Origin of the sequence: Streptomyces sp. BV286, assembly GCF_019090165.1 — a bacterium.
In the GTDB taxonomy this organism is placed as follows: Bacteria; Actinomycetota; Actinomycetes; order Streptomycetales; family Streptomycetaceae; genus Streptomyces.
The window spans coordinates 1-11,246 of record NZ_JAHRIB010000157.1 but is presented as its reverse complement, the minus strand read 5'-3'; the positions used below and the strand labels follow the sequence as shown (position 1 = coordinate 11,246).

The 11,246-nt window shown below is 71.5% G+C and carries 10 protein-coding genes; 5 read left to right on the top strand and 5 right to left on the bottom strand.

Annotation, left to right across the window (positions count from 1 at the left end; all coding sequences use genetic code 11):
• Positions 1 to 373: 373 nt before the first annotated feature.
• Positions 374 to 1,663 carry a citrate synthase gene (locus KUF83_RS28395; RefSeq protein WP_217457823.1) on the top strand — a complete coding sequence of 430 codons (1,290 nt, stop codon included), beginning with the start codon at positions 374 to 376 and terminating at the stop codon, positions 1,661 to 1,663.
• A gap of 635 nt (positions 1,664 to 2,298) precedes the next feature.
• Here KUF83_RS28395 and KUF83_RS28390 read toward each other — a convergent pair.
• The 3 genes from KUF83_RS28390 to KUF83_RS28380 all read right to left on the bottom strand — a co-directional run bounded on the left by KUF83_RS28390 (position 2,299) and on the right by KUF83_RS28380 (position 5,940).
• Positions 2,299 to 4,590, bottom strand: coding sequence for a cation-translocating P-type ATPase (locus tag KUF83_RS28390; protein WP_217457822.1), 2,292 nt, complete (start codon positions 4,588 to 4,590; stop codon positions 2,299 to 2,301).
• An 87-nt stretch (positions 4,591 to 4,677) separates the two neighbouring features.
• Positions 4,678 to 4,917, bottom strand: a complete 240-nt coding sequence (locus KUF83_RS28385; RefSeq protein ID WP_217457821.1) for a heavy-metal-associated domain-containing protein — start codon at positions 4,915 to 4,917, stop codon at positions 4,678 to 4,680.
• Positions 4,918 to 4,989: 72 nt separating this feature from the next.
• Positions 4,990 to 5,940 (bottom strand): PrsW family intramembrane metalloprotease, encoded by a 951-nt coding sequence (locus tag KUF83_RS28380; RefSeq protein WP_217457820.1) that lies wholly within the window; start codon positions 5,938 to 5,940, stop codon positions 4,990 to 4,992.
• Between the two features lie 148 nt (positions 5,941 to 6,088).
• On the opposite strand from KUF83_RS28380, the gene KUF83_RS28375 reads away from it, so the two are divergent.
• Positions 6,089 to 7,123: a zinc-dependent alcohol dehydrogenase family protein gene (locus tag KUF83_RS28375; protein ID WP_217457819.1), complete on the top strand. Its 1,035-nt coding sequence runs from the start codon at positions 6,089 to 6,091 to the stop codon at positions 7,121 to 7,123.
• 151 nt (positions 7,124 to 7,274) lie between these two features.
• On the opposite strand, the gene KUF83_RS28370 is transcribed toward KUF83_RS28375, so the two are convergent.
• Entirely contained in the window at positions 7,275 to 7,475 is a 201-nt protein-coding gene (locus KUF83_RS28370) for an AlpA family transcriptional regulator (RefSeq protein WP_055615575.1), read from the bottom strand.
• 323 nt (positions 7,476 to 7,798) lie between these two features.
• A complete protein-coding gene (locus tag KUF83_RS28365; protein ID WP_217457818.1) occupies positions 7,799 to 8,728 on the bottom strand; it encodes a sugar phosphate isomerase/epimerase in 930 nt (309 codons plus the stop codon).
• A gap of 124 nt (positions 8,729 to 8,852) precedes the next feature.
• On the opposite strand from KUF83_RS28365, the gene iolC reads away from it, so the two are divergent.
• The 3 genes from iolC to KUF83_RS28350 all read left to right on the top strand — a co-directional run.
• Complete coding sequence (gene iolC / locus KUF83_RS28360) at positions 8,853 to 9,848, top strand: 5-dehydro-2-deoxygluconokinase (protein ID WP_217457817.1); 996 nt, start codon at positions 8,853 to 8,855, stop codon at positions 9,846 to 9,848.
• Positions 9,849 to 9,928: 80 nt separating this feature from the next.
• On the top strand, positions 9,929 to 10,807 hold the full coding sequence (locus tag KUF83_RS28355) for a deoxyribose-phosphate aldolase (RefSeq protein ID WP_217457824.1): 879 nt from the start codon (positions 9,929 to 9,931) through the stop codon (positions 10,805 to 10,807).
• Between the two features lie 10 nt (positions 10,808 to 10,817).
• The coding region (locus tag KUF83_RS28350; RefSeq protein WP_217457816.1) for a 5-deoxy-glucuronate isomerase at positions 10,818 to 11,246 on the top strand (429 nt) is incomplete at its 3' end.

Below are 11,246 nucleotides of genomic sequence, written 5' to 3'. Positions count from 1 at the left end.
CAGCTGCGATCGGATGCCCCGGCACGGCCCCGCCCCACCACACCCACGACAGGCGCACCCTCCAGGGGCGCGAGGAACGGCGCGACCAGCCCAAACAAACCCGCAGCCGCACCACGGCAAACCCCACCCCGACCCCACGACGAAACCCCCACCCCACCCCGCAGCCAAAAAATGATCGATCAAACGAGTCGGAAAGGTCACACAGCGCTTTCCGAAGGAGGGGTGAAGGGGGCAGGATGAACAGGTTGGCGGCACTGAGTGCCGCCAATAGGCCCAATGGTCGACCCCGAGTGCACTCTCCTGCGCCAAATGGGGGATGGTAGAGACAGTCAGGGCACCTCGAAGAAGAGGCACAACGTCGGTGAGGGATGACGTGAGCGACAACTCTGTAGTACTGCGGTACGGCGACGGCGAGTACACCTACCCGGTGATCGACAGCACCGTCGGCGACAAGGGCTTCGACATCGGGAAGCTCCGCGCCCAGACCGGTCTGGTGACGCTGGACAGCGGTTACGGGAACACCGCCGCCTATAAATCCGCCATCACCTATCTCGACGGTGAGCAGGGCATCCTCCGCTACCGCGGCTACCCGATCGAGCAGCTGGCCGAGCGCTCCACCTTCCTCGAGGTGGCCTCCCTGCTGATCAACGGCGAGCTGCCCACGGTCGACGAGCTCTCCACCTTCCAGAACGAGATCACGCAGCACACCCTGCTGCACGAGGACGTCAAGCGGTTCTTCCAGGGCTTCCCGCGTGACGCCCACCCGATGGCCATGCTGTCGTCGGTGGTCTCCGCGCTGTCGACGTTCTACCAGGACAGCCACAACCCGTTCGACGAGAAGCAGCGCCACCTCTCGACGATCCGGCTTCTCGCCAAGCTTCCGACGATCGCCGCGTACGCGTACAAGAAGTCGATCGGCCACCCCTTCGTCTACCCGCGCAACGACCTGGGCTACGTCGAGAACTTCCTGCGGATGACCTTCTCGGTCCCGGCGCAGGAGTACGAGCTCGACCCGGTCGTCGTCTCCGCGCTCGACAAGCTGCTCATCCTGCACGCGGACCACGAGCAGAACTGTTCGACGTCCACCGTGCGCCTGGTGGGCTCGTCGCAGGCGAACATGTTCGCCTCGATCTCCGCCGGCATCAGCGCCCTGTGGGGCCCGCTGCACGGCGGCGCCAACCAGTCCGTCCTGGAGATGCTGGAAGGCATCAAGGCCAACGGCGGCGACGTCGACTCCTTCATCCGCAAGGTGAAGAACAAGGAGGACGGCGTCCGCCTGATGGGCTTCGGCCACCGGGTGTACAAGTCCTTCGACCCGCGCGCCAAGATCATCAAGGCTGCGGCGCACGACGTCCTCTCGGCCCTCGGCAAGTCCGACGAGCTGCTGGACATCGCGCTGAAGCTGGAGGAGCACGCGCTCTCCGACGAGTACTTCGTCTCGCGCAACCTCTACCCGAACGTCGACTTCTACACGGGTCTGATCTACCGGGCCATGGGCTTCCCGACCGAGATGTTCACGGTCCTGTTCGCCCTCGGCCGTCTGCCGGGCTGGATCGCCCAGTGGCACGAGATGATCAAGGAGCCCGGTTCGCGCATCGGTCGTCCGCGCCAGATCTACACGGGCGTCGTCGAGCGGGACTTCGTCCCGGTCGAGGAGCGCTAGGCGCTCCGCGCGGAGGGCGGCTTCTTCGTCCGCGGGCGCGTGGGGGCTGGTCGCGCAGTTCCCCGCGCCCCTGAAGGGGCGGTCCTCCGCCCCACCGCCCCGCACCGGAGTCTCCGCAAGGTCGGGCTCCCAAGAAAGTAGGAAGGCGCCCCGCTGCCGGTCCCCCCACGGGCCGGAGTCGGGGCGCCTTCCCGTGTCCCGGTGCGGATTCCCCCCACGGGATCCGGCCGGGCGTCTGAAGGCAGCGCCTGAATCGCTGCGAGCAAAACGAGCAAAAACGACGATAGCTCTACGTACTGCTGTGCGGTCTGCCGGGACCCGTACGTACGGGAGGGCCGCTCAAAGCTCCCCGCCGTACGTGCCCCGGCAACGCAATTCCGAGAACGTCCCCCAAGACGTCCTCAGATGCCAGAAACGCCCCCCAAGACGCCTCTGACATCGTCAATCTAGACTCACGAACCCCTTCAATGGTTACGTTCGCATCACTGTGATCTGCGTCTCTTGTGTATGTCCTGAAGATGCACAAGAGACCCGATATGACTATCGGAGCCCTAGCGTAAGGAAGATGCGCGAGCCTTGTGAAGAGCTTATGTGAAGGCGTGTGCCGGACTCTAGGGGGGACTCCTGCCTCTTCGTCATGAAAATGACCTGAGCCGAAGGCTGTTCGTCACCACGAACACGGAGGAGAACGCCATGGCGGCGCCCGCGATCATCGGGTTGAGCAACCCCGCCGCGGCGAGCGGCAGCGCCGCCACGTTGTAGCCGAACGCCCACACAAGATTTCCCCGGATCGTGGAGAGGGTCTTCCGCGACAGCCGGATCGCGTCGGCGGCCACCCGCAGGTCCCCCCGTACGAGCGTCAGGTCGCTCGCCTCGATCGCCGCGTCCGTCCCGGTGCCCATCGCGAGGCCGAGGTCGGCGGTGGCGAGTGCGGCCGCGTCGTTGACGCCGTCGCCGACCATCGCCACGGCCCGGCCCTCGGCCCGGAGCCGCCCGATCACGTCGGCCTTGTCCTCGGGCAGCACCTCGGCGATCACCTCGGCGGGATCGATGCCGACGGAGCGGGCCACGGATTCGGCGACGGTCCGGTTGTCCCCCGTCAGCAGTATCGGTGTGAGCCCGAGGGCGCGCAGCGCGCGGACCGCCTCGGCGCTCGTCTCCTTGACCGCGTCGGCGACGGTGACGACACCGCGTGCCGTTCCGTCCCAGGCGACGGTCACGGCGGTCCGCCCGGCCTCCTCGGCCCGGGTCCTGGACGCGACCAGTTCGGCGGGCAGCGCGATACCGGCCTCTTCGAGGAGGCGGGCCCGCCCCACGAGCACCGCGTGTCCCTCGACAGTGCCGCGGACGCCGAGCCCGGGGACGTTCTCGAAGCCGTCCACGGCCGGCAGGGGCCCGGTCCGTTCCTCCGCGCCCGCCGCGACGGCCCGGGCGATCGGATGCTCGGAGGCGTGCTCCAGGGCGCCCGCGAGCCGCAGTACCCGCTCCTCGTCGGTGCCGTCGGCCGCGTACACCTCCTGGAGGGTCATGCGGCCGGTGGTGACGGTGCCGGTCTTGTCCAGGACGACGGTGTCGACGCGGCGGGTGGACTCCAGGACCTCGGGGCCCTTGATGAGGATGCCGAGCTGGGCGCCGCGGCCGGTGCCGACCATGAGGGCGGTCGGGGTGGCGAGTCCCAGGGCGCACGGGCAGGCGATGATCAGCACGGCGACGGCCGCGGTGAACGAGGCGGCCGTGTCGCCGGTGACCCCGAGCCAGCCGCCGAAGGTGCCGACCGCGATCAGCAGCACGGCGGATACGAAGATCCCCGAGATCCGGTCGGCGAGGCGCTGCACCTGCGCCTTGCCGTTCTGGGCGTCCTCGACGAGCCGTGCCATCCGGGCGAGCTGCGTGTCGGCGCCGACGCGGGTCGCCTCGACGACGAGCCGCCCTCCGGCGTTCACGGTCGCCCCCGTGACGGACGAACCCACCGTCACGTCCACCGGCACCGACTCGCCCGTCAGCATCGACGCGTCGACCGCGGAGGTCCCCTCGACGACGGTGCCGTCGGTGGCGACCTTCTCGCCGGGCCGTACGACGAAGCGGTCGCCCACGGTCAGTGAGGCCGCCGGGACGCGGACCTCACGGCCGCCGCGTACGACGGAGACCTCCTGCGCGCCCAGTTCCATGAGGGCGCGCAGGGCGGCGCCCGCCTGTCGCTTGGAGCGGGCCTCCAGATAGCGGCCGAGGAGGATGAGGGTCACGACCCCGGCGGCGACTTCGAGGTAGATCGCCGAGGAGCCCTGGGCCCGGGAGACGGTGAGCGAGAAGCCCTCGTCCCGCATGCCCTCCATGCCCGCCTCGCCCCAGAACAGCGCCCACAGGGACCAGCCGAACGCGGCCAGTGTGCCGATCGAGACGAGGGTGTCCATGGTCGCGGCGCCGTGCCGGGCGTTCGTGAACGCGGCCCGGTGGAAGGGCAGCCCGCCCCAGACGACGGCCGGTGCGGCGAGGGTCAGCGCGAGCCACTGCCAGTTGTCGAACTGGAACGCCGGAACCATCGACAGCAGGACGACGGGGGCGGCGAGGAGTGCGCAGACGACGAGGCGTTCGCGCAGCGAGGCCAGTTCGGGGTCGTGCTTCCCGGTCCCGTCCGTGCCGGCGGCGACCTCGCCGGAGGTGGCGGCCGGGGGCGGTGGCGGCGGGGGCTCCTCGGCCGTGTAGCCCGTCCTGACCACGGTGGCGATCAGGTCGGCGACCTGCACCCCGTCCGCGTACAAGACCCTCGCCTTCTCCGTCGCGTAGTTCACCGTGGCGGTGACGCCGTCCATGCGGTTGAGCTTCTTCTCCACCCGGGCCGCGCAGGAGGCGCAGGTCATCCCGCCGATGGTCAGCTCGATCCGCGACGGGGTGCCGGTCCCGGGGGTCGCTGCGGTGGTGCTGGTCATGTCCGTGCTCCAGGGAACGAACCGGGCCGTACGGAGCCAGTGTCAGCTGGTCGGTACGGCCCGGTGCGGTGAGAGGAAAGGCGTGCGTCAGGCCTTGCCGGCGAGCTCGAAGCCCGCCTCGTCGACGGCGGCGCGCACGGCGTCCTCGTCGAGCGGGGCGGTGGAGACCACGGTCACCTCTCCGGTGGAGGCGACGGCCTTCACGGAGGTGACGCCGGCGATCTCGGAGATCTCACTGGAGACCGAGCCTTCGCAGTGTCCGCAGCTCATCCCGCTCACCTGGTAGACGGTGGTGACGGAGCCCGGGGTGTCGGTCTGGGCGGTCATGTCGTTGCTCCTCGTCGAGATGTGTGGGGCGTGCGTGGCCCACCGGGGCCTCACCCTACTCACACTATACCCCTAGGGGGTATTTCTCCAAGAGGGTTCGCGATGCGCCAGTGAGCGGACCCAGGCGATGCCCGCGAGCGACACCGCGACCAGGCCGCCTGCCGACAGCAGCGTGAAGAGGTGCTGCTGCTCGTCCGTCGCGGCCGGCAGGTAGGCCTGTCCGAAGAGCGCCCTGTCCAGTCCGGTACCCGCCAGCCGCGCCACCATCCAGAGCGCGATGCCGTGGGTCGAGTCCCACAGGGTGTGCAGGAGCGAGACACCGAGGTAGGCGCCGACGACCGGCCCGGTGAGGCGGAAGCGCCCGTCCGGGCGGCGCCGCGAGAGCAGGACGGCACCCGTGATCGCCGTCCACAGACCGTGCCCGAAGGGAATGAGCACGCCCCGCAGGATCTCGGTCTCCAGCAGCGCCCGCAGATCGATGCCCCGCGTCGAGACGGCGGTGTCGAAGGCGTACCCGGCGCTCTCCAGGGCGGCGAAGCCGAAGCCGACCGACGCGCCGAGCACCAGCCCCGCCCGCACACCGCGGACGCGGGTCTGCCGGCGCAGCACGAACACCAGCGCGGCCAGTTTCGCCGCCTCCTCGATGAGCCCGACCCCGACGAACATCCCGAGAGAGGGGCGCAGCAGGTAGTACTCCATCACCGACGCGCCCAGCACGCCCAGCACGCCGCCGGTCAGGAAGCAGCCCAGGATCATGCTCACGCCCAGGCTGCGCCCGTGGTGCTCGTACGCCCAGAGCACGAAGGCGACCGGCATCAGGAAGCTGCCCAGCAGGATCAGGGTCGGCAGCAGGGTGGTGCTGCCGGTCGCGTACGTGACGGCCGCCGTCAGCGCCCAGAGCGCGAACCCGCCCCACAGGCACCGCCTCCACAGCCCGGCACCGGGCCGGGGCAGGGCCGGCGGGGGCTGTTGCGGGCCGGGGATGCGGGCTCGGGGCGCGCCCGGCGGCGGGGGCTGGGTCACGGCAGGTCCTCGGGCTCGGAAGATTTGTCCGCACTTTATGGCAAGTGATCCTTATGTGCCCTTCGGCATGTGCGGGGGGAGCGCGCGCATCCGGCGTCCGTCCGCGAGGGTGATCCGCGACGGTGATGCGCGGCGGAAGGACGAAGGCATGCGTGCAGTGGTGTTCGAGCGGTACGGGGAAGCGGCCGAGGTGCGGGACGTGCCGGACCCGGCGCCCGCCCCGCACGGGGTGGTGGTGCGGGTCGAGGCCACCGGCCTGTGCCGCAGCGACTGGCACGGCTGGCAGGGCCACGACCCGGGCATCACGCTGCCGCACGTGCCCGGACACGAACTCGCCGGAACGGTCGAGGCGGTGGGCGCCCTGGTGACCCGCCATCACCCCGGCGACCGCGTCACGGTGCCCTTCGTCTGCGCCTGCGGAAGCTGCGCCTCCTGTGCGGCGGGCGACCAGCAGGTGTGCGAGCGGCAGACCCAGCCCGGCTTCACCCACTGGGGGTCCTTCGCCGAGTACGTCGCCCTGGACCACGCCGACGTGAACCTCGTCGCCGTGCCGGAGGAACTGTCCTTCGGGACGGCTGCCTCGCTGGGCTGCCGGTTCGCCACGGCGTTCCGCGCGGTCGTCGCGCAGGGGCGGGTGGCGCCGGGGGAGTGGGTGGCCGTGCACGGGTGCGGCGGGGTCGGACTGTCCGCCGTCATGATCGCCGCGGCCGCCGGGGCGCGCGTCGTCGCGGTCGACCTCTCGCCGCGGGCGCTGGACCTGGCACGGCGGTTCGGCGCCGCGCACTGCGTGGACGCGTCCCGGACCGCCGACACGGCGGAGGCGGTCCGCGAACTGACCGGTGGCGGCGCCCACCTCTCACTCGACGCCCTGGGGTCCCCGGTCACCTGCGCGGCGTCGGTCGGGGGCCTGCGCCGCCGCGGCCGGCACGTCCAGGTGGGCCTGCTGCCCGAGGACCCGGCTGTGCCGATGTCCCGGGTGATCGGGCTCGAACTCGAAATCCTCGGCAGCCACGGGATGCCCGCCCACGCCTATCCGCCGATGCTGGAGTCCGTCCGCGCGGGACTGCTGCGCCCCGACCTCCTGGTGACGTCCACGATCGCCCTGGCGGCGGCCCCCGCCGCACTGGCGGCGATGGGCACGGCGCCGGGAGCGGGCGTCACGGTCGTCGAACCCTGGGCGTGAAGCTCATGATCCGCCGGGGCCGGCCTCCTCGGCGCCGGTCCGCGTCCCGGTGTCCGGGCGCCCGGGGCAATCGCATATCGGACCGGGGCGGACACGGCGGTGGGCCCCGCACGGTGGTCGTGCGGGGCCCACTCACGGAACGGCGGTGCCCTCAGCCGTCCCGACGGCCTCTGTTGCCGGGCCGGGAGGCGACCCAGGCGCGGACGGTGTCGGCGTACCAGTAGGGCTTGCCGCTCTCCACGTGGTCGGGCGGGGGCAGCAGTCCGTGTTTGCGGTAGGACCTCACCGTGTCCGGCTGCACCTTGATGTGCGCCGCGATCTCCTTGTACGACCAGAGCCTTCGGTCGGTCATCCGTAGCACCTCCCTGCGCGCGCCGCGGCGGCGGCCGAGGGACGGCCGTCGGGGGAGCCGGGCGCTGCGCTGGCGATCACAAAGCCTGCGTCCGGTGAACGACACAGTGTGACCGCCCGGTGACGCTGTCGCCCGGGTGTGACGCAAGACCCGCGTATACGCGACATGTGTGACAGGAAGAGGTCTTTTGTGACACGGGTGACGCATTGCGCCCCTGCAGGGGCGCGGGGAACTGCGCGACCAGCCCCCGCGCACCCGCAGCCGAGGAACGACCGAGAAACAACCGAGGAACAACCGAGCCCACCCGGCGAACCGGCGGAGCGCTACGCCCCGCAGGACCTGAGGAACGCCCGCGTGCGCTGTGCGATCGGCAGCGGCTTGTCCGGCGGGCACGGGTACATGTCCTGCTCGACGATGGCGAACAGCTCCACGTCCAGCTTCTGCGCGGCGGCCAGCACCGGCTCCAGTGCCGGTACGCCGGACGGCGGTTCGCACATCACGCCGCGCGCCACGGCCGGGCCGAACGGGACCGCGTTGGCCCGGACGTCGGCGAGGATCTCGGGGTCCACCTGCTTGAGGTGCAGGTATCCGATGCGCTCGCCGTACGTCTCGATGAGCTTGACGCTGTCGCCGCCGCAGTAGGCGTAGTGGCCCGTGTCGAGGCACAGGGAGACCAGGGACGAGTCGGTGCCGTCGAGGAAACGCGTCACGTTCTCCTCGCTGTCGATGTGCGTGTCGGCGTGCGGGTGAACGACGATTTTCAGCCCGTAGCGCTCGCGCACCTCGCGTCCGAGCCGCTCGGTCTGGCCGGTGAGGTGGCGCCACTGCTCGGCGGTGAGCGTGTCGGGCTCCAGTACCTGGCCCGTCTTGTCGTCACGCCAGAACGACGGGATGACGACGAGGTGCTCGGCGCCCATCGCCTGGGTGAGCGCGGCGATGTCCGAGACGTGGGCCCAGGTGGCGTCCCACACGTCGGGGCCGTGGTGCAGGCCGGTGAAGACCGTGCCGGCCGAGACCCGCAGGTTCCGGCGGGCGGTCTCGTCCGCGAGGACGGCCGGCTCGCTCGGCAGGTAGCCGTAGGGGCCCAGCTCGATCCACTCGTACCCGGAGTCGGCGACCTCGTCGAGGAAGCGCTGCCAGGGGACCTGCTGCGGGTCGTCGGGGAACCACACGCCCCAGGAGTCGGGCGCCGAACCGATCCGGATGCGCGACAGGGAGGACGGAGGCGGTGACTGAGGAGGCAACGACGTCATGGGCGTCAGCTTCGGGGCGGCCGGGGAGAGGTGTCAAGGGCTGGTCCGAATGTCCGGACAACCAATTGACAGGGCTCTGTGCGCGCCGCTAGACCTGGGGGCAACCGATTTCGAAGGGAACTCGATGGCCGAGTCAGCGGTGCCCGGTGCGTACGATCTCGTCACCATGGGGCGGATCGGTGTGGACCTCTACCCGCTGCAGACCGGCGTCCCGCTCCCGCAGGTGACGTCCTTCGGGAAGTTCCTCGGCGGCTCGGCCGCCAACGTGGCGGTCGCGGCGGCGCGGCTCGGGCGGCGCACGGCCCTGGTGACACGGACCGGCGACGACCCCTTCGGGACGTACCTCCACGAGGCGCTGCGGGACTTCGGGGTCGACGACCGCTGGGTGACCCCGGTCCCCGGGCTGCAGACGCCGGTCACCTTCTGCGAGGTGTTCCCGCCGGACGACTTCCCGCTGTACTTCTACCGGCGGCCGAAGGCCCCCGACCTGGAGATCGACGCGCACGAGCTGGACCTGGACGCCATCCGCGCGGCCAGGATGTTCTGGGTCACCGGGACGGGCCTGAGTGAGGAGCCCAGCCGTACGGCGACGCTCGCGGCACTGGCCCACCGCGCCAGGTCCGGCGCGACGGTCTTCGACCTGGACTGGCGGCCCACTTTCTGGCAGGACGCAGCCGGGAGCGAACCGGAGGCCGCCCGGCCCTTCTACGTCGAGGCCCTGCGCCACACCACGATCGCCGTCGGCAACCTCGACGAGGTGGAGGTCGCCACGGGCCTGCGGGAGCCGCACGCGGCCGCCCGCGCCCTTCTCGACGCGGGCGTGGAGCTGGCCGTGGTCAAGCAGGGCCCCAAGGGCGTCCTGGCCGTGCACCGCGACGGCGACTTCGCGGAGGTCCCCCCGCTCCCGGTCACGGTCCTCAACGGCCTCGGCGCCGGTGACGCCTTCGGCGGGTCCCTCTGCCACGGCCTCCTCGCCGGCTGGGACCTGGAGCGCGTCATGCGCCACGCCAACGCCGCCGGCGCTCTCGTGGCCTCCCGTCTGGAGTGTTCCTCCGCCATGCCGACCCTCGCCGAGGTCGAACAGGCCCTGGGTTCGGCAGAGGCGGGTGCGCTGCTGTGAGGGCCGGGCACGCGGGACCGCCGCGGCGTGAGGACGACACCGGGGGCGCGCGCACCGAAGCGGGCGCCGCACCGGCCCGTATCGACCTCTCGGAGCTCGTCCGCATCCGGGCCCGGCACCCCGAGGCCGTCGAGGAGGCCGCCGCCCGGCGCCCCCGGCGGCCCCTGCTCGGCGCGTCCGGCCGGCTGATGATCGTCGCCGCCGACCACCCCGCCCGCGGGTCCCTCTCCGTCGGCGGCCGCCGGATGGCGATGGCCAACCGGATCGACCTGCTCGAACGCCTGTGCCTGGCACTCTCCCGCCCGGGGGTCGACGGGGTCCTCGCGACCGCCGACATCCTCGACGACCTGCTGCTCCTCGGCGCGCTGGACCACAAGGTGGTCATGGGCTCCATGAACAGGGGCGGACTCGCGGGCGCTGTGTGGGAGACGGACGACCGGTTCACCGGGCACCGCCCGCGCGACATCCAGCGGCTGCGCTTCGACGCGGGCAAGCTGCTCCTGCGCATCGACTACGACGACCCGGGCTCGCTCACCACCCTGGAGTCGACGGCCCGTGCCGTGGACGACATGGCCGAGCGCCGCCTCCCCGTGTTCGTCGAGCCGTTCCTCAGCCGCCGCGACCCCACCACCGGAACCCTCCGCAACGACCTGGGCGCCGACGCCGTCACCAGGTCGATCGCCGTGGCGAGCGGCCTGGGCGGCAGTTCGGCCTACACCTGGCTGAAGGTCCCCGTCACCGAGAACCCCGACGACATGGCCCGGGTCATGGAGGCCTCCACACTCCCGGCCGTCCTGCTCGGCGGTGACGTCGGCGACGACCAGGACGGCGCGTACGAGAAATGGCGCGGCGCACTCCAACTGCCCACCGTGCAGGGCCTGGTGGTGGGACGCTCACTGCTCTATCCGGCCGACGGCGACGTCGGCGCGGCGGTCGACACCGCCGTCGGACTTCTGTGAGGCCGCCGCCATGACCCATGAGCCGTACGTCCCCGAAGGCACCGCCGCCCCGCGGTCCCTGCCGTGCGCCCGCCGCGGGCGGACCCGGGGCGGCCTTCGGGTCGTTGAGCCGGAGGCGGGCGGCGGCGAGCGGGCCGTGCCACCGTCCGAAAGCGGTTGTACGGTGCGCGCGGAGGGGAACAAAGAGGGCAAAGTGTTTGAACTCCTGGGCAGGGAGCGCGTGTTCGCCGAAGTCACCGACTTCGCGCACGCCCCCCGTGACGCCCGGGCACAGATCGCCTCCGGCGCGGAAAGCCGCTTCGCCCTGGCAGGAGCGAAGTGCGAGCGACGACTCCCCGCCCGCTACGGCTCCGCGCCGGAGGTTCCCCACACCGGGTGTCCGAGGCCGCCCGGCGCACCGCACCCGCCCGGGGCCGCACCCCCGGGCGCGGTCGGGGCC

Coding starts and splice junctions, on each gene's coding strand:
- KUF83_RS28365 (WP_217457818.1), bottom strand. CDS start 8,728: ATGACGTCGTTGCCTCCTCAGTCACCGCCTCCGTCCTCCCTGTCGCGC.
- KUF83_RS28375 (WP_217457819.1), top strand. CDS start 6,089: ATGCGTGCAGTGGTGTTCGAGCGGTACGGGGAAGCGGCCGAGGTGCGG.
- KUF83_RS28390 (WP_217457822.1), bottom strand. CDS start 4,590: ATGACCAGCACCACCGCAGCGACCCCCGGGACCGGCACCCCGTCGCGG.
- iolC (WP_217457817.1), top strand. CDS start 8,853: ATGGCCGAGTCAGCGGTGCCCGGTGCGTACGATCTCGTCACCATGGGG.
- KUF83_RS28370 (WP_055615575.1), bottom strand. CDS start 7,475: ATGACCGACCGAAGGCTCTGGTCGTACAAGGAGATCGCGGCGCACATC.
- KUF83_RS28385 (WP_217457821.1), bottom strand. CDS start 4,917: ATGACCGCCCAGACCGACACCCCGGGCTCCGTCACCACCGTCTACCAG.